17 protein-coding genes and 1 rRNA gene are annotated in these 18,245 nt (G+C 44.2%); all 18 read right to left on the bottom strand.

The window, feature by feature from the left end; genetic code table 11:
• Positions 1-256: ribosomal RNA gene (locus FZC78_RS21255) — 16S ribosomal RNA — on the bottom strand; the annotation flags it as partial.
• Positions 257-577: 321 nt separating this feature from the next.
• Positions 578-2,074: a lysine--tRNA ligase gene (lysS, locus tag FZC78_RS21250; protein ID WP_187445043.1), complete on the bottom strand. Its 1,497-nt coding sequence runs from the start codon at positions 2,072-2,074 to the stop codon at positions 578-580.
• Between the two features lie 488 nt (positions 2,075-2,562).
• Entirely contained in the window at positions 2,563-2,775 is a 213-nt protein-coding gene (locus FZC78_RS21245; protein WP_148942080.1) for a helix-turn-helix domain-containing protein, read from the bottom strand.
• Positions 2,727-3,254: a 2-amino-4-hydroxy-6-hydroxymethyldihydropteridine diphosphokinase gene (gene folK, locus FZC78_RS21240; protein WP_148942079.1), complete on the bottom strand. Its 528-nt coding sequence runs from the start codon at positions 3,252-3,254 to the stop codon at positions 2,727-2,729. Before folK ends, FZC78_RS21245 begins: the two co-directional genes overlap by 49 nt.
• A 1-nt stretch (position 3,255) precedes the next feature.
• Positions 3,256-3,615, bottom strand: a complete 360-nt coding sequence (gene folB, locus FZC78_RS21235) for a dihydroneopterin aldolase (RefSeq protein ID WP_148942087.1) — start codon at positions 3,613-3,615, stop codon at positions 3,256-3,258.
• On the bottom strand, positions 3,608-4,444 hold the full coding sequence (folP, locus tag FZC78_RS21230; protein WP_148942078.1) for a dihydropteroate synthase: 837 nt from the start codon (positions 4,442-4,444) through the stop codon (positions 3,608-3,610). Before folP ends, folB begins: the two co-directional genes overlap by 8 nt.
• 5 nt (positions 4,445-4,449) lie before the next feature.
• On the bottom strand, positions 4,450-5,316 hold the full coding sequence (gene pabC / locus FZC78_RS21225) for an aminodeoxychorismate lyase (RefSeq protein ID WP_148942077.1): 867 nt from the start codon (positions 5,314-5,316) through the stop codon (positions 4,450-4,452).
• An 11-nt stretch (positions 5,317-5,327) separates the two neighbouring features.
• Positions 5,328-5,915 (bottom strand): aminodeoxychorismate/anthranilate synthase component II, encoded by a 588-nt coding sequence (pabA, locus tag FZC78_RS21220; RefSeq protein ID WP_148942076.1) that lies wholly within the window; start codon positions 5,913-5,915, stop codon positions 5,328-5,330.
• Positions 5,912-7,306: an aminodeoxychorismate synthase, component I gene (gene pabB, locus FZC78_RS21215; protein WP_148942075.1), complete on the bottom strand. Its 1,395-nt coding sequence runs from the start codon at positions 7,304-7,306 to the stop codon at positions 5,912-5,914. Before pabB ends, pabA begins: the two co-directional genes overlap by 4 nt.
• 729 nt (positions 7,307-8,035) lie before the next feature.
• Positions 8,036-8,959, bottom strand: a complete 924-nt coding sequence (cysK, locus tag FZC78_RS21210; protein WP_148942074.1) for a cysteine synthase A — start codon at positions 8,957-8,959, stop codon at positions 8,036-8,038.
• A gap of 195 nt (positions 8,960-9,154) precedes the next feature.
• On the bottom strand, positions 9,155-10,057 hold the full coding sequence (locus FZC78_RS21205; protein WP_187445042.1) for a peptidyl-prolyl cis-trans isomerase: 903 nt from the start codon (positions 10,055-10,057) through the stop codon (positions 9,155-9,157).
• Positions 10,058-10,080: 23 nt separating this feature from the next.
• Complete coding sequence (hslO, locus tag FZC78_RS21200; protein ID WP_148942072.1) at positions 10,081-10,968, bottom strand: Hsp33 family molecular chaperone HslO; 888 nt, start codon at positions 10,966-10,968, stop codon at positions 10,081-10,083.
• Between the two features lie 11 nt (positions 10,969-10,979).
• Complete coding sequence (locus tag FZC78_RS21195) at positions 10,980-11,750, bottom strand: type III pantothenate kinase (protein ID WP_148942071.1); 771 nt, start codon at positions 11,748-11,750, stop codon at positions 10,980-10,982.
• Between the two features lie 307 nt (positions 11,751-12,057).
• On the bottom strand, positions 12,058-14,013 hold the full coding sequence (gene ftsH / locus FZC78_RS21190; protein ID WP_148942070.1) for an ATP-dependent zinc metalloprotease FtsH: 1,956 nt from the start codon (positions 14,011-14,013) through the stop codon (positions 12,058-12,060).
• Between the two features lie 123 nt (positions 14,014-14,136).
• Positions 14,137-14,685: a hypoxanthine phosphoribosyltransferase gene (hpt, locus tag FZC78_RS21185; RefSeq protein WP_148942069.1), complete on the bottom strand. Its 549-nt coding sequence runs from the start codon at positions 14,683-14,685 to the stop codon at positions 14,137-14,139.
• A 12-nt stretch (positions 14,686-14,697) separates the two neighbouring features.
• On the bottom strand, positions 14,698-16,098 hold the full coding sequence (gene tilS, locus FZC78_RS21180) for a tRNA lysidine(34) synthetase TilS (RefSeq protein ID WP_148942068.1): 1,401 nt from the start codon (positions 16,096-16,098) through the stop codon (positions 14,698-14,700).
• An 89-nt stretch (positions 16,099-16,187) separates the two neighbouring features.
• The gene (locus tag FZC78_RS21175) at positions 16,188-17,168 is read right to left on the bottom strand and encodes a serine/threonine protein kinase (RefSeq protein WP_148942067.1); all 981 of its coding nucleotides are present in this window, start codon (positions 17,166-17,168) and stop codon (positions 16,188-16,190) included.
• Positions 17,137-17,874 carry a vWA domain-containing protein gene (locus tag FZC78_RS21170; protein ID WP_148942066.1) on the bottom strand — a complete coding sequence of 246 codons (738 nt, stop codon included), beginning with the start codon at positions 17,872-17,874 and terminating at the stop codon, positions 17,137-17,139. Before FZC78_RS21170 ends, FZC78_RS21175 begins: the two co-directional genes overlap by 32 nt.
• Between the last annotated feature and the right edge of the window lie 371 nt (positions 17,875-18,245).

Below are 18,245 nucleotides of genomic sequence, written 5' to 3'. Positions count from 1 at the left end.
TAGCTAATGCGCCGCGGGTCCATCTGTAAGTGGCAGCCGAAGCCGCCTTTCCACTTTTCCTCATGCGAGGAAAAGAACTATCCGGTATTAGCCCCGGTTTCCCGGAGTTATCCCAGTCTTACAGGCAGGTTACCCACGTGTTACTCACCCGTCCGCCGCTGATTTCAGGGAGCAAGCTCCCATCAATCCGCTCGACTTGCATGTATTAGGCACGCCGCCAGCGTTCGTCCTGAGCCAGGATCAAACTCTCCGAAAGAAGTTTGACTTGCTCATTTGCTAATTAAAGTGTTAGCAACTTTGTAAGAACAGTGTTCTTACTAGATTAACGTTGACGTTTTGTTTGTTAATGTTTTGTTCAGTTTTCAAGGTTCAATCTGCGTCGCTCGTTTTTGGCGACTTGATTATCTTATCATTTCTCTGAATCTGAGTCAACAACTTTTTTGAAGAAGTTTTCTGTGTCGGCTGCCGTGTTTCGCGGCAACAGATAATAATATAACACCATTCAGAGGCCCACGCAATACTTTTTTAAAAATAAAATAAAAAAGCTCCGGCCGATGACAGCCAGAGCTTATATATGTTAGTCTTTATGACGCATTAACGGGAATAACAGTACGTCACGAATGGAAGGTGAGTTTGTCAGCAGCATTACCAGACGGTCGATACCGATGCCCAGCCCGCCTGTTGGCGGCATACCATACTCAAGCGCTTCGATGAAATCATCATCCATCATATGCGCTTCATCGTTGCCTTCTTCTCTTTCTTTCAATTGAGCTTCAAATCTTTCTCTCTGATCAATAGGATCATTCAGCTCCGTAAATGCATTTGCATGTTCACGGCCGACGATGAACAGTTCGAAACGGTCGGTGAATCGCCCGTCTTCATCATTCTTCTTGGCAAGAGGGGAGATTTCAACCGGATGGCCGTAGATGAATGTCGGCTGGATCAGTTTGTCCTCTACTCTTTGCTCGAAGAATTCGTTAAGGATATGGCCGTATTGCATAGTAGGTTTCACTTCAATACCATGTTCTTTTGCAAGAGCATGCGCCTCTTCATCGCTCATTTCCTTCCAGAAGTCTGCTCCTGTGTGCTCTTTTACGGCGTCTGCCATGTGAAGACGTGTCCACTGAGGCTCAAGATTCACTTCGTACTCCCCGTATTGGACGGAAGTAGAGCCGAAGACCTCTTTAGCAATATGAGCAACCAGGTTTTCCGTAAGAGCCATAATATCGCGGTAGTCAGCGTATGCTTCATACAGCTCAATCATGGTGAATTCCGGATTGTGGCGGGTGGAAACACCCTCATTACGGAATACGCGCCCGATCTCATATACTTTTTCCATTCCGCCGACAATCAGCCTTTTCAAGTGAAGCTCAATGGCAATACGCATATAAAGCTGCATATCAAGGGCATTATGGTGAGTGATGAAAGGGCGTGCTGATGCTCCGCCTGCAATTCCATGCATCATTGGTGTTTCAACTTCCAGGTATCCGTTGTTGTCCAGGTACCTTCTCATGGATTGGATGATCTTGCTTCGCGCTATGAAAGTCTGCTTGCTTTCCTGGCTTGTGATCAGATCAAGATATCTTTGGCGGTAACGCTGTTCAACGTCTTTCAATCCGTGGAATTTTTCAGGAAGGGGTCTCAGCGCCTTAGTAAGAAGGATGAACTGTTTCGCTTTAATGGAAAGTTCCCCTACTTTCGTTTTGAATACCGTTCCTGTAATTCCAACAAGATCACCAAGGTCGGCTGTGTTGAAGATTTCGTATTCTTCATCGCCGACTGCATCTTTACGGACGTAAATTTGGACTTGACCGGCAAGGTCCTGGATGTGGGCAAAGCCCGCTTTTCCTTTTCCTCTCTTGGTCATGATTCTTCCTGCGATGGTAACAGAAACTTCTTTCTCTTCAAGTTCCTCTTTAGTGAAGGCATCAAACTGCTCTTTGATTTCTTGAGAATTATGTGAACGATCGAAACGTTTACCAAATGGGTCCATTCCTTTTTGACGAAGGTTGTCCATCTTTTCACGTCTCACCCGCAGCTGGTCATTAATTTCTTCGTGACTCATTTTCTTCACTCCTGTTCTATCTGCTAGTTTTAAATAAAGCTGAACGCCATGATTGCAAGCCCTTATTTCTAAATTGAAAGCTTATCCATGCGAGGAAAGCTGTTCAAAGTCATAACAATTGTAATTTTCACGAGAAGAGCCTTATTAAATTAGCCTATATGATTTTATACCATACTATTTTACACAATATATGTAATTCGAACACCCCTAAAGGCCTCTTTAATTGAAAAAGGTTGGTTTTTGTTGAGAAATCCACCTCGCCTGTAGGAAATTCCATTAACCAAAAAGGGACTGTTGCTCTGCAGCACTTCAGTCCCCCGGTGAATAACCTCATTTTCTATCTCTGCTCTGACCATTGTGATTTCGTTCCATACTTTTGCTTTACTAGTTGTACGCAGTACGCTTCCGTCTATGTTTCCTTTACTGCGTTCTTCTATATAAGTTCCCCTTTTAGTAAGACACATTGCAAACTTGCTATTGGCTACGAATCAATAGGGCTACTTATCCTCAGAAGGTTCGAGGTCCTCGCGCTGAATCCCCAGAAGTTCCGCCACATTTTCAAGAAATTCCTCTGTGGGCAGACGGCTGCCTCTTTCGATCTCTCCAAGGACAGAAACGGAGATGCCCAGCTTCTTGGCCAGACCTTCCTGCGTTAAGCCTTTCAGCTTTCTGAATGCACGTATACGTCTTCCCCACTTATCTGTTTCCATAATCGAACTCCTTCTTTATCAGGTATTTCGTCTAAAAGAGCCATCATAGAGGTATTAAACTTAGGATGTTTGATTGTTTGGGACAGTTCCGTCAGAGGCACGAGCACAAAGGCTCTTTCATGCATCCGCGGATGAGGAACAATAAGTTCTTCTGTTTCAATATTTTCTTGATCATAAAGCAAAATGTCAAGGTCTATAATTCTTGGGCCCCAGCGGAATTCACGTTCCCTTCCAAGATCTTTTTCTATCTGAAGACATTGGTGCAGAAGGGTTTGTGGCGTTAATGAGGTCCGGATTTCCACTGCCAGATTCAAGAAGCTTCCTTGATCTGTATATCCAACAGGATCGGTTTCGTAAATGGAGGAGATCCTCTCCAGCTCAATTTCAGGGTGCACACTCAACTGTTTAATGGCTTTTTTGAGGTATTGTTCCCTGTCACCTACATTAGATCCAAGCGACAGATAGACCGTCTTCTTCATATCAGCGCCCCCTGGTGATTTCAACCGATACAGAGCGGTAATGGCCAGGAATCGGCGGATCTGGTTTGATGACTTCTATTGTGCAGTTCTCTACCTTAGTAAAATCACCGAGAATCCGGTCAGCGAGCGTTTCTGCGAGAGCTTCAAGCAATTTATATGGTTTACCTTCGACAACTTCTTTGCACAAGGAGTAAACTTCACCATAATTGACAGAGTCATCTATGTCGTCACTTCTTCCCGCTTTTGAAAGGTCCATCTCCAAGGACAGACTTACCCTGAACCTTTGTCCCAGCTTTGTTTCTTCAGGAAAAACACCATGATATGCGTAGAATTCCATATCTTTCAGGTTGATTTTATCCATCATACTCACCCTTTCCAAGCATGGCATCCATCATGACCGCCATCCTCTTGATTTCCTTCACATCGTGGACGCGAACAATTTGGCAGCCCTTCTGAATACCAAAACAGACTGTGGCGCCGGTCCCTTCCATTCTTTCATCGACAGGCAGATCCAGGATGGTTCCAATCATCCGTTTTCTAGAAGTGCCCAGAAGCACTGGATATCCCATGGCTGCAAGCTGGTCGAGATTTCTCATCATTTCAAGGTTGAGCTTTAGGTCTTTGGCAAACCCGATGCCCGGATCGAGAATGATATTTTCTCGAGAGACCCCCTCTCCCAATGCAATATCCACACTTTCCTGAACATCCTGCAGAGCCTCTTTTATGAAGTCCCGGTATTCCATGTTATCGCGGTTATGCATCAGGATGATCGGGGCATTGAATTGGGCTGCCACCCCGGCAATTTCCCTATCCTTCTTCGCACCCCACACATCATTGATGATATGGGCACCAGCTTCAAGGGCTTTTCTTGCCGTTCCAGATTTGTATGTGTCAATTGATATTGGCACATCAACTTCTTTTGAAACGGCTTCTATGATAGGGCATACCCTCTTAATTTCTTCTTCTTCCGGGACTGGTTCATGCCCGGGCCTGGTCGATTCTCCGCCTATATCTATAATATCGGCACCCTGCTGGACCATTTCCTTGGCACGGAGAACCGCTTCTTCTAACACATTGAACCTTCCGCCATCGGAAAAGGAGTCAGGCGTGACATTCAGGATTCCCATAATTAGTGTCCTTTTTTGGTAATCCAGCTGATAAGGCCCTGCTTTTATAATTGTAGAAGTCATATACATCAGCTCCTATGAAGTTGATTTTTAGAAAAAAGCACTTGTGCATCGCGCTCGTAGTGCGAATAGAGTTGTTGAGTGATTCTCCCTCTTTTACCCGGGAATGTCCTGCTCTCAAAAGTATGAATCGGGATGATTTCCTGCACAGAGTTCGTGAAAAAAGCTTCATCCGACTTCAGCAAACTTTCTGGCATATACATTCCAGCCTCACTAGGAATGCCTAATGTACCTGCCAGCTCCATGATGTACTCCCTGGTAATCCCATTCAATACTCCTGTCTCCAATGAGGGCGTATATAGTTTCCCATCCGATATCCAGAAAATATTTGAAGTCACACCTTCAGCAATATAGCCTTCCTTTGTCAGGAACAAGCCTTCTTTTCCCGGGTCATCGCCTGCCTCTCTTTTAGCAGCAATGTTATTGAAGTAATGATGGGATTTGAGCCTTACCGGTGTCTCCGGGGTATTTCTTCTCAACTGAAGCAGCACCGCTTCTTTCTCCTTAAGCGGTATAAGAGGCGGAAGTTCCTTCTGCAGAAGCAGAATGTTCGGCTGATTATAAGGGGTTGTCCTCAGTCCTATTTCTCCCTCTCCTGCCGATATGTTCAGGCGGATATACGAGTCTTGCAAACCGTTCTTCTCGGAAAGCGAAGCAATCATTCCGGAAATATTGAGCTTCTGTAAATCCAAATCTATATTGAATGTATCCAGTCCCATCTGCAGCCGTTCTAAATGATCATTCAGTAAGAAGGGATGGCCGCTATAGGTCCTCATCGTTTCAAAAAGGCCCATCCCGTATAGAAAGCCATGGTCAAAGGGAGAGATTTTAGCCTCATCCTTATGCAGTATTTCACCATTTAAATATAAGTACACTTCCGTTCCCCCTAAACAGTTACCGGTGCTTTCTTATAGGTGTTGAGGAAATTGGCGAGAAGCTGTTTTCCTTCTTCTGTGATGATGGATTCAGGATGAAACTGAACGCCTTCAATGGGAAGATGTTTATGGCGGAGGGCCATGATTTCTTCATCCTTTGTTTCAGCTGTGATCTCTAGGCAATCCGGCAGCGTTTCTTTCCGTACGATAAGAGAATGATAGCGTCCAGCTTGAAATGGGTTTGAAACCCCTTCAAAGAGTGTCCTGCCATCATGGCTCACAGAGGATGTCTTTCCATGCATCAGCTTGGCCGCTTTCACTACTTCTCCCCCAAATACCTGGGCAATCGCCTGGTGTCCCAGGCAGACGCCAAAAATCGGGATTTTTCCAGCAAAATAGTTGATTGCCTCAAGGCTTATGCCCGCTTCATTAGGTGTACAAGGGCCAGGTGATATCATGAGATAATCCGGCGCCAGCAGTTCGATTTCAGCTATATTAATTTCATTGTTTCTTGTGACGACGATTTCTTCGCCCAGCTCTCCTAAATATTGAACAATGTTATATGTGAAAGAATCAAAGTTATCTATCATTAAAATCATTTGTCTGCACCCTCTGCCAATTCTTTTGCTTCCCAAACCGCTTTTGCTTTTTTCAGTGACTCCTTATATTCGTGTTTCGGATTAGAATCTATCACCACTCCTGCTCCTGCCTGAATATGAGCTTGTCCATCTTTAGCAAAAAGTGTCCGGATGACGATGTTCAGTTCCATGTCTCCATTAAAGCCGATCCAGCCGATTGATCCTGTATAAACCCCTCTTCTTACCGGTTCAAGTTCTTCAATAATTTCCATGGTCCGCACTTTAGGTGCTCCCGTTATCGTTCCGCCCGGGAATACAGCTCTGATCAGATCCTTGCCGTTTTTATTATTGGCCAATGTCCCTCTCACATTGGAAACAATGTGCATGACATGTGAATATTTTTCTATGACCATGAATTCGTTGACTTCAACAGTTCCGTATTGGCAGACTCTGCCCAAGTCATTTCTTTCAAGATCAACCAGCATGACATGTTCTGCCCTTTCTTTTTCATTATGGATCAATTCATCAGCCAGCATCTGGTCTTCCTTTTCATTATGACCGCGGGATCTTGTGCCGGCAATCGGCCTCGTACTGACTTCTGTCCCTTTCTTTTTCACAAGAAGTTCAGGAGACCCCGATGCGATTTGAAAATGGGGTGTATGGACATAGCTCATGTAAGGAGAAGGGTTCAATTCCCTCATTCGTTTGTATATAGCATATGGCGAAGCGGCCAAATCCTGCGACTGTCTCACAGACAGGTTGACTTGGAATACATCGCCTTCCTTGATATAGGACTGAATCTTCTCGACAGCTGAAATGAACTGCTCTTCATTCATAGAAACGGAGCGGTCAGCCGATACAGGGCCAAGAGTTTCATTCTTTTCAGGTATAGATCGATTCAATCCGGTTTTCCACTCATCCACATAAGAATCAAAGATATGCGCTCCCTCTTTGTCTGCCATCAGCCAAATCTGTTCTGAGTCATGGTCATAGACAGCCCATTGGGAAAATATCATGTAGTAAAGATCCGGGATTTCGAGGTCATCATGGGCTCTGTTCCCAAGTCTCTCTATCTGGCGGGCATAGTCGTAACTGATGAACCCCATCGCTCCTCCCTGAAAATCAGGAAGCTCCGGGTCTCTTTCCATATGCCGTTTTTGAAGACGGCTGTACAACACATCCAATGGATCTCCATTCACGATCTCTGTGCTGCCAGTTTCGCAGATTTCCACTCTATTATCCTTTGCATTTAGTATTGATACCGGGTTGAATCCGGCAATGCTGTATTTCCCGCCTCGTCCGCTTTCAAGAAGGATATGGTGATCGATTTCAGCCGTCAGTAATTCATAGGCATGAAAGAAATCTGCTTTCGAGGATCGTATTTTTTCAAAATGAAGTTGTGTAGTATCCACGGATGGTTCACTCTCCTAGTTTTTCTCTTTCTCCATCATACATGAATCTGATTGTTGTTTCATAGTCAAAATGCAAGGGTTAGGACTGTCGGTTCACAAATGCCCAGGAGGACAAATCGCAATGACCCTTCTTATAAACGCTCTATTCGATTCACGTAATCTATGAAGATATTGAATTTCTACCAGTCAGAAGATTTGTAAAGATATGTTAAAGCGAAAGGAGAGGTAAATTTACGAAGATATTTTGAGTACATTTTAAAAGACTCTTTTCTAAGATATTGTTGCTTTTGATTACTATCTTACCTTCCTCCCTTTAACGTAAGAGGATTGGAATGGAAGGCGTGCGATCTCCTGCGGGACTAGTGGGCGCCTAGCTCCTCGGGTCAAATAACCTCAAGACACACTGCTTGTTCATTTCTCTCATAAAAGCGGTAAGGTCAGCCTCCCTAAGTACGTCAATTAAAAATCCGTGGTTATTCAATATTGCCATAAAAAAAGATCAGGAAAGTTGCTGCCTGATCTTTTTTTATGGCTGTTTTCGCATATATTGTTGCTTTCGGAAAAATCGCAAGAGCCGGATTTTCCCCCGGATACTAAGAGGTTTATCTCTTATCGAGTGAGAATAGCTCTTTTCTTTTCGGTGTTACCAGTTTTTACAACTCTTAATATAGTTATTTTTTTGAATTAGTATCAAATAGCAACAATGTTTACGAAAAGAGCCTTAAAAATTTAGTCTTCAAATTGATACAGCGGGGTGCTTAGATATCTTTCACCGTTACTAGGGATTACTGCCAGCACTTTCTTACCTTTGCCAAGCTGCTTTGCAACTTTCAATGCTGCACTGATGGCAGCACCAGAAGAAATCCCTCCAAGGATCCCTTCCTCTTTAGCCGCACGGCGGGCAAAATCAAAGGCTTCCTCATTTTGCACGGTGATGACTTCATCATAAACATCTGTGTTCAAAATATCCGGTACAAAACCAGCGCCGATTCCTTGGATTTTATGAGGGCCAGGGCTGCCTCCGGACAGAACCGGTGAATCAGAAGGTTCAACAGCGTAAATTTTAACATTCGGGAAGTTTTCCTTCAGCACCTGTCCTGCGCCTGTAATGGTACCCCCTGTGCCGATTCCGGAAATGAAGGCATCCAAACTGTCCATCTGCTCGACAATTTCCTTTCCTGTCGTTCTTCGGTGAACCTCTGGGTTTGCTTCATTTTTAAATTGCTGCGGCATGAAGAAGCCCTTTTGATCAGCGAGCTCTCCTGCCTTGCGAATCGCACCGCCCATGCCTTCAGAACCAGGTGTCAGGACCAATTCGGCACCATAAGCCCTGAGAAGGTTTCTTCTTTCCATACTCATTGTATCCGGCATAACCAGCACGGCTTTATATCCTTTAGCAGCCGCAATCATCGCAAGACCGATACCAGTGTTCCCGCTTGTCGGCTCTACAATTGTGTCCCCGGACTTTAAGTTCCCGGATTCTTCTGCAGCTTCGATCATAGCCAGGGCGATTCTATCTTTTACACTGCTGCCCGGGTTCATATATTCTAATTTCAAATAAACCTCAGCACTATCTTCTTCCACGAGACGATTAAGTTTTACAATCGGTGTCTGTCCCACTAAGTCGGTGATTGAGTTTGCTATTCTTGCCATACTATCACTCCTAATCCCAAGTAGTTTGATGGGTTTTCATTAAAATTATCAATTTTCTGTAAATATGTCAAACAAATGGATTCTGCTTTTTATAAGGGCTGTTTGCAAAAAAGAAGCTCGGCGACTACCGGACTTCTTTCATTAGACTGCCTTTTAAAACAGCAGCTCTATAAAAGACATGTGATCATCCGTTCTTTAAAGGCTTCCTTCATAAAACCACTCGACATCAAGTTCTTTCCAGAAATCCTCTGGCTTCATCGACTTTTCCACTTGTTCCATAGCGAGCCGCCTGTGGATTTGACCTTTTACATCCTCCAGAGAATACTGCTCGGCTTCCAGCTTATCATGGAGAAGGAAGATATAGAATTTCCCATCCATCTCAATGACCTTAGAGATGCTGCCCGGATCTAATGATTCAATTTCTTTGGCTGAATCCCCTGCTAATATATGCGAGTCCGCAGGAATATATCCAATATTTCCTCCTTGAACTGCAGACGGAGCATCCTCGGACAACTCCATTGCCATAGCTTGAAAGCTGGATCCGTCTTTGACCTCATCAGCAATCTGTTCTGCTTCTTTATGTGAGGCTGAGACGATTTGCGAAAGATTGAACATTTCCGGTATGGAGTATTGCTCCTGGTTCTCTTCATAATACCTTTCAATCTCTTCTAAAGGAATGACAACATCTTTGGTGACCACCTTTTCCAAAAGAAGCTCCATCCTTACTCTCTCCCTTAGAATCTCATCATCAACCGCCAAGTCTCTATCATAAGTATTATAAACACTTTTAATCAGCGTGATTTCTTTGTCTAGCTCCTCATCAGTCACCTTAATATCATACTTCGCAGCAAGCTGATCCATGACCTTTTGATTAATCAGCTCCCTAAGGACCTCTTTTCCATAACGCTGTTCCATTTCGTACATCCATGACTCACGGCTGATCGACTCACCGTCTATTGATGCTGCGGTTTCAGTTCCAGCTAGCTTAGCGAACCCGGAGGCATCTTCGGATTTTGTAAAATAAAGCAGCAGCGTCAATAAGTTTGCTGCTGCCAAAATAAAGATCAACCCTATTAAAACCGACCTTTTTAATCTCACCTTTGCATCCATCCCCTTAGATGTTATTGCAGATTTTCTCCTTCATCCTTCAACGCTTTCAGCTCTTCCACTGTATAGTGATACGTTTCGTTGCAGAAATGACATTGAGTTTCAGCACTGCCGTCTTCATCGATCATTTCCTGGATTTCATTTGATCCCAAACTGGCAATCGCATCCCCGAAGCGTTCTTTGGAGCACCTGCACTCAAATTGGACAGGCATCTTCTCAAGGATTTTAACATTTTCTTCACCCAGCAGCTCATGAAGAAGCTCCTCCGGTGTGAGACCTTTTTCAATCAATTTGGATACAGGCGGAATAGTCTTTAGCCTGTTCTCGATTTCAGTGATAGTTTCATCAGCAGTCCCTGGCATTAATTGAATAATAAAGCCGCCGGCTGCGAGGATAGAGTTATCTGGATTTACCAGTACCCCTACTCCGACAGAAGATGGAACCTGTTCTGATGTTACAAAGTAATACGTGAAGTCTTCCCCAAGTTCACCAGATACAATCGGCACTTGGCCGGTAAAATGGTCACGCATGCCGATGTCTTTAACAACAGACAACGTGCCGGAAGAACCCACTGCTCTTCTTACATCCAGCTTTCCTTGCTCATTCAAATCAAAGTGAACTTGGGGATTGGTCACATAGCCCCTCACACTGCCTTTCGCATCACTGTCCACAATGATAGCACCTAAAGGGCCGTCCCCTTCAACTTTGATGGTCAGTTTCTCCTCACCCTTCAACATTGCACCCATTATGACACCCGCACTCATCGACCTTCCGATGGCGGCTGAAGCTGTCGGCCATGTACCGTGCCTTCTTTGTGCCTCATTCACTGTATCTGTACTTCTGACTGCATATGCCCTGACTTGTCCCTCAAAGGCTAACGCTTTTACTAAATAATCACTCATGTTATTTCCTCCTATACTGTCCGGTTTCTCTCATAGATGAGCTTGAGACCTTTTAATGTTAAAAATGAATCCACCACGTCAATGACATCTGATTCTTTTGATATTAATTGTGCAAGTCCACCAGTCGCAATGACCAGCGGGTTAGTCGAACCTGTAGCTTTCATCCTTTTCACAATGCCTTCCACCTGACCTACGTATCCGTAAAGAATCCCGGATTGCATCGCAGACACCGTATTCTTGCCAATGATGTGATCAGGCCTCCCAATTTCTATTCTAGGCAGTTTTGCTGCTTTAGAATAAAGGGCTTCGGTTGAAATCCCAATTCCAGGGGCAATTGCTCCGCCCATATATTGTTTATCTTCATTGATATAACAGTAGGTTGTTGCCGTACCAAAGTCGACGATGATCAATGGCCCGCCGTATTCTTTAATTCCTGCTACCGCGTTGACAATGCGGTCAGCACCCACTTCACGGGGATTTTCATATTTAATGTTCAAACCCGTTTTAATCCCGGGTCCGACAACCAATGGTGTGATGTTAAAATATTTCTCACACATTCTTTCCAAAGAAAACATAATGGGAGGGACAACAGATGAGATGATGATTCCCTCAATGGAGTCCAGCGATAGATTCACATGCTGGAATAGATTCTTTACGATCATGCCATATTCATCTTCTGTCTTATGGCGGTTCGTCTCCATTCTCCAGTGATACTTTAACTCTTCGCCTTCATATACTCCAAGTACTATATTGGTATTCCCTACATCCAAGACAAAAATCACTTTTTTCACCCACTAAACATTGATTTCATTCTGCCAACATCATACCACAATTGAATCCGTTTGGTGAAAGCTGTTGTCTTACTCTTAAGCTGTTTTTAAACAAGTCTGTTTTCCCAAAGAATATGGTTGATTAAATAGTACTGGATTTCCATCACCTCAATCTTTCCGAAAACAGCCTTAAGAAAAGAACCTTAAACAAACAGTAATGGATTTCCACCACTCTGCGGGAAGTGTACCTTCCACAGCCATCAACCATGTCATAAAAATACAAAAGACACCAGCATGGAAGCTGGTGCCTTTGTATTAGTTAATCTTCTTTTTTATCCTCTGCAGCTGACTCATCTGATGGTTTTGGCGTATCATCCTTCTTTTGGATGTTCACTTTCACATCATCTTTGCCAGGTGCTTCGTCATCTCCATAACCGCGGTCCGGAAGTTTGCCGTGATCCATTAGATGCTTGATTTGTCCGGCATCCAATGTTTCTACATCCAACAATGTGTTTGCGACAAGTTCCAGTTTATCACGATGCTCTGTAAGAATTGTTTTAGCTCTTTCATAACAACTCTTAATCAAGCTTTGCATTTCCTGATCAATTTCATAGGCAATTGCATCGGAGTAGTTTTGTTCATTGTTAATATCTCTGCCAAGGAATACCTGCCCCTGTGAAGTAGAACCGAATTGCATTGGTCCAAGCTTATCACTCATCCCAAATTCAGTAACCATTCTGCGGGCAATGCCTGTGGCACGCTGGAAGTCATTGTGAGCACCAGTGGATACTTCACCAAAGATAACTTCTTCTGCTACACGGCCGCCAAGCAATCCGGTAATCTTATCCAAGAGCTCAGGCTTTGTCATGAAGTAACGATCTTCTTTTGGAAGCATTACAGCATAACCGCCAGCCTGGCCGCGTGGTACGATGGTAACTTTGTGGACCATTTCGGCTTCATCAAGCACAAGACCGATAACGGTATGCCCAGCTTCGTGGAATGCCACAATCTTGCGTTCTTTTTGAGAAACGACCTTGCTCTTTTTGGCAGGACCTGCAATGACACGGTCAGTCGCTTCATCGATGTCACGCATATCGATTTTCTTTTTGTTTTCACGGGCAGCTACAAGCGCCGCTTCATTTAACAGGTTCTCTAAGTCTGCACCAGAGAAACCTGGTGTTCTCATTGCGATTGCTTTTAAATCTACTGAATCATCAAGCGGCTTGTTTCTGGCATGTACATTAAGCACCGCTTCACGGCCCTTGACATCTGGTCTGTCCACTGTGATTTGACGGTCGAAACGTCCAGGACGCAGTAAGGCAGGGTCCAGAATGTCAGGACGGTTTGTCGCTGCGACGATGATGATTCCTTCGTTCGCTCCGAATCCATCCATTTCAACAAGCAATTGGTTTAATGTCTGCTCGCGTTCATCGTGGCCTCCACCTAAGCCTGCGCCACGCTGGCGTCCCACTGCATCAATCTCATCAATGAAGATGATACACGGGGCATTTTTCTTCGCATTTTCGAATAGGTCACGTACACGTGATGCACCGACACCGACGAACATTTCGACGAAATCAGAACCACTGATAGAGAAGAATGGTACTCCCGCTTCTCCAGCAACAGCACGGGCAAGCAATGTTTTACCAGTACCCGGCGGTCCGACAAGAAGGACTCCTTTAGGAATTCGCGCGCCAACCTCAGAGAATTTTCTCGGGTCTTTAAGGAATTCCACGACTTCGACAAGTTCATTTTTCTCTTCATCCGCTCCGGCAACATCTTTGAATCGCACTTTCTTCTTCTCTTCGCTGTAAAGCTTGGCTTTGCTCTTGCCGAAGTTCATAACCCGGCTTCCGCCGCCCTGCGCCTGGTTCAGCAGGAAGAAGAATAGGATAAAGATGATCACGAACGGGATAATCGTTGTAAAGAAAGATACCCAGCCGCTTGTTTCTTTTGCCATAAGGACATCGACTTCAATGCCGCTTTCATCGGCTGCTGTATTGATCCGTTCCAATATCTCGGAGTCATTCCCCAGTACATTGGTAAGGAAATATTGCTCCTCTTCATATCCAGTCAGTTGTCCCCTAACCTGATAAACGCCTCTTTCAGGCTGGATGGAAAACGACTCTACCTCACCATCTTCCAAGTGAGTGATGAATTCGTTATATTTAATGTTTTCTGTTGGCTCGTTGCTGTTATTAAAGTAACTCACCACACCTATTATGACGAGAAATACTAGTAAGTAGAATATGGTGTTTCGAAAGATCCGGTTCATCCCTTACCTCCTCCCACGGTAAAAAAGCTATATAAAATAGTATCATAGAAAATCATGGTATGACAACAATTAGCTTCCTTTATTGATAGTTCCTGACAAATGTTCGTTCTCATTAGATTGCTCTTATTCCTTGCCGCTATATACTTCAGGTTTCAGCACACCGATATACGGCAGGTTGCGGTACTTTTCTGCGTAATCGAGGCCGTATCCAACAACAAACTCATCAGGGACAATAAACCCAACGTAGTCAGCCTTAATGTCTGCTTTTCTTCCGGATGGCTTATCCAAAAGCGTTACAATCTTGATTGACTTTGCTTTACGGTAACGGAACAGTTCAACAAGGTAACTCAGAGTCAATCCGCTGTCAATAATATCCTCGATGATCAGGATATCCCTGCCCTCGACTTTTGTGTCAAGGTCTTTGACAATTTTCACTTCTCCAGAAGAAACGGTAGAGTTTCCATAGCTGGAAACATCCATGAAGTCCATTTCCAAATATGTATCCATACGCTTAAGCAGATCACCCATAAAAGGCATAGCACCTTTCAGTACTCCTATAGCCAGAGGAAAGCCATCCTTGTATTCCTCTGTAAGCTCACCGCCCAGTTTCTTGATTTTCTCTTGAAGCTCTTCTTCAGTAATAAGCACTTTCTCGATATCTTTGTTTAACACTTGGTCTGCCTCCTAGGAAGATGTTTGCTGTGAATAGATTAACCTTACATGTTCACCCGGATCACCTGGTTCATAACAGACAAAGACTGATTTCTTCAGGTTAGGGACCCAGAGTATTTCGCCGTGATCGTCCGTGACGAGCGGCCAATTGTCTCTAAGGATGACTGGTATCTTTTCATCGATAAATATATCTTTTACCTTTTTGGTACCATTCAATCCTTTAACTTTCATGCGGTCCCCCGGTTTCCTTGTCCGAATCCTCAGCGGTAAGGCAATACTGACTTTCTGGAAAATGACGGAATCAGCCTGGATGCCCGGTTCTTCAGCCTCTTGAAGTATAAATATTCGATGATCAGGCAGTTCAACACTTTCACCTATGTTCAATGTATAACAAAAATCGCCGCTTTCCTCTGCTCTGCCTCCAAATGTAAATATACATTGATTATAGGAACGGATTGCTTTAAGGTTTCCCGGAAGGTCGAGACTCAGTGAGGGGCTGTCTTTCATTATTATTGCTAAGACATCTTGAATATGTATAGATGATAAGGATGAAGGCCTATCTTTGTAAAGATAATTTAATATTAGATGAATCACTCTTCTTTGTAAAGGCAGAGGCATCAGCCGGAAACCTTTAATATCAACAATGGCTTCATCCTTGACTTTTGTAAGGATACTTTCCATTTTTTCTTGTGCCAGAGTCTGTAAAAGTGCTTCATCTTCAGCTGCTTCTTCACTGAATTGTTGAAATTTAAGATGAACAAGCGGATTTTCACCTTTCAGGAAAGGCAGAACCTCATGCCGGAACCTGTTCCTGGTATAGTCCCTTTTTTCATTGCTTGGGTCATGTTTCGGCTCCAATCCGCTCTCAGAACAGTAAGCCAGGATTTCCGGCTTTTCCAGACAAAGAAGGGGGCGGATGATCTGTGCTCCATGAAAGTCTCTTGTGACAGGTATTCCGCTGCGAGCCATGCTGCTTCCTCTCGTCATCCTCATCAGAATGGTCTCCACCTGGTCATCCCCGTGATGTCCGAAAGCCAGCTTTGTGAATCCCTCACCATTGACAAGTTTGGCAAACAGGCTGTACCTGATATTACGGGCACCTTCCTGCAGACCTTCATTGCGTTCTTTCAGGATTTCTTGCACATTCACTCTTTCACCATAAAAAGGAATGCCCATCTTCCCGCATAAGTCCTGCACAAAAAGGAACTCTTCGTAAGACTCTTCTCCCCTGAACATATGATCCACACACACGGCTGCCACCTTAGCATTCCAGAGCCTTTTGTATTTATCCAAGAAGTAAAGGAGTGAAAGCGAATCAGGCCCTCCGGACACGGCAGCAAGGATTGAGTCCCCCTCTTGAATCAGGTTGTGTTTCCTTATAAAGTCTAAGACTTTTCTTTCATATATGAACATACTTCCTCTTCCTGATCTATGTTTTCTTCCATCTTAACAATATACGGTCCCGATTACACTTCAAGCGGCTTTGCTTCAGTAAGATAAAATTATAAAAGTTCACCATAGATGTATAAAAAGTATAGAAGAGATACGATCATAACAACCAGTACCGTCTCGAGGAAACCTCCCCCTGTTTTCTTCTGCCTGAGCTGAGTACGGCTGGCGGCGGCCTGCTTTTTCTGAGGATTAGCGGCATAGGCTTTATGATTGCCCGGTTTGCTTTTTACAGAGAATGTATCCAGCAATGCCTGGCGCATTTCCAGAGCTGTCCTGTATCTGCCCTCAATGGCACCCAGGATGGGCGCCTTCATTTTCGCAAGCTCCGGTTTTGCCATTACAGCATTCCTTAATTGCTCTATTCCCTCACTTCCGCTTTTATTAAACCTTTTCGGATAGGCGAGGTTAATAAGAATCATTGCAGCTGAAAACAAATCGTAGGATGGTTCTGCTTTCCTCGAATGCCCAAGCCAGTATCCTCTATCGAAGAATTCTGTGAACTCTTTAATTGCCCGGCCCTGTATTGTCGTTCCTCCAACATCAATACAGCGGAGTTTATACGGCGGACCTGTAACAATCAGATTATCCGGTTTTAAATCTCCAAAGACCCAGCCTTCCTGGTGGATACGATGAAGGTCATTCAACAGCTGTACAACAAGTACACCCGTCCAGGAGAAGCCTTTCTTTTGAACAAACTCCAACAGGTCCGGTCCTTGAATATATTCCATGACATAGAAAGGGATTCTCCTGCCTCCCGCCTCCCAGTCATCCACATCAAGCAAAGAAGGTCCAAGAGGCGCTCCTTGGACCTTGGCAAAAGCCTTTAACACATTTACTTCCGAGGTGATGGACATCGAGCTGTCACTCATTTTAAGTGCTGCATAATCCGCACCCGCCTGAGCCAGGTAGACGATTCCGTTTGCCCCGTATCCAAGTTCTTTCACGATCGTATAATGTTGTTTGTGCCACTTGCCGGTAATTCTTGTTCCTGAAGAAAAATTATATTGTTTCTTCCAAGTATTGTTCATCATCACGTGAGAGCAAACCCCTTAATGAACGTTTTTTCTTGAATGAAGAAATCGCTTCACTAATTGCCGGCCCCGTTGGCGTTATTCCTCCAGATGACAGCTTTGAAAAGACGCTCGTCAGCGATTCAAGCTTTGGAGTCCAATCCAGCAATTTTTCGACATCTTTTCTTTTCCCGGGAAATACGAATACTGAAAACATGTTATCTCCCATTCTTGCATTCATGCTGAGAGACAGGTCCAGCAAGGCTTCTTTAACCGTTGGCAGTTTATGCTTCATGCTCGCTGAAGTATCGACAAGAATCAACACTTCAAGGTCTGCGGACTCGCCTAATTCATCTACCACTTCCATCACTTCGCCCCGCTGTTCCGGAGGAAGTTCTTCCATTGAGGTACTTTTCCCCAATATCTGCTTCAATTCCTTATTAACGACCCCCTGCAGGGTTTGGGTCATTGCTTTTCTTGTAACCATCTGGACTGTCTGTGACAGCTGCTGGGCATAAACGATCTGGCTTACACCGCCGCCCGACATGGCAATGCCTTCTATTTCCTCCATGCCTCTTTCATCAATAGAATCGTTTTCCATCACACCTATTACATTTACGGTAATCCCTTGTTCCTTTGCCAATGCAGCCATCGCTACCGGGTCTTCGCCTTGATTGGAGCAGCCATCAGTGATTAATAGAACTTGTCGAAGTGTACCTGTCTTCAACAGTTTCCCCTCCTCTAACTTTGTTTGTTACCATCATCGCCAGTTTAGGAGGGAAATATACTTCGGATTGCTGATAGAATCCGTATATCATGCTGTTTTCAAAGTACCTGACACTGTCTCAAAGACCTTTGTTTCATTCTTTCTTCTGCTGTCTACACGTTAGTGGGCTTTTCCGGAATCAGCGATCGTTCCAATTCCTTTTATGTTATAAATCTCTCTTCGTAAACTTTACTGCGATTCCATATAGATTCAGAAAAAAATTCGCCATAATGGAGTGGAATAACCTGTTCAGATAAAAAGTTCTGATTTCATCGAGAAAATCCGATACCAGGGATGTTTCTGAAATCAGCAATTTACGAGGAAACTCCTTC

It is taken from the genome of Rossellomorea vietnamensis (assembly GCF_008180415.1).
GTDB lineage: Bacteria > Bacillota > Bacilli > Bacillales > Bacillaceae_B > Rossellomorea > Rossellomorea vietnamensis_C.
Note: the sequence above shows the minus strand (reverse complement) of the source record. Positions and strands in the feature narration are given on the sequence as shown.

Excerpts from the sequence above, each read along its gene's own strand:
- FZC78_RS21245 (WP_148942080.1), bottom strand. The coding sequence starts at position 2,775 with ATGGAAACAGATAAGTGGGGAAGACGTATACGTGCATTCAGAAAGCTG.
- folK (WP_148942079.1), bottom strand. The coding sequence starts at position 3,254 with ATGAAGAAGACGGTCTATCTGTCGCTTGGATCTAATGTAGGTGACAGG.
- folB (WP_148942087.1), bottom strand. The coding sequence starts at position 3,615 with ATGGATAAAATCAACCTGAAAGATATGGAATTCTACGCATATCATGGT.
- folP (WP_148942078.1), bottom strand. The coding sequence starts at position 4,444 with ATGACTTCTACAATTATAAAAGCAGGGCCTTATCAGCTGGATTACCAA.
- pabA (WP_148942076.1), bottom strand. The coding sequence starts at position 5,915 with ATGATTTTAATGATAGATAACTTTGATTCTTTCACATATAACATTGTT.
- cysK (WP_148942074.1), bottom strand. The coding sequence starts at position 8,959 with ATGGCAAGAATAGCAAACTCAATCACCGACTTAGTGGGACAGACACCG.
- hslO (WP_148942072.1), bottom strand. The coding sequence starts at position 10,968 with ATGAGTGATTATTTAGTAAAAGCGTTAGCCTTTGAGGGACAAGTCAGG.
- ftsH (WP_148942070.1), bottom strand. The coding sequence starts at position 14,013 with ATGAACCGGATCTTTCGAAACACCATATTCTACTTACTAGTATTTCTC.
- tilS (WP_148942068.1), bottom strand. The coding sequence starts at position 16,098 with ATGTTCATATATGAAAGAAAAGTCTTAGACTTTATAAGGAAACACAAC.
- FZC78_RS21175 (WP_148942067.1), bottom strand. The coding sequence starts at position 17,168 with ATGATGAACAATACTTGGAAGAAACAATATAATTTTTCTTCAGGAACA.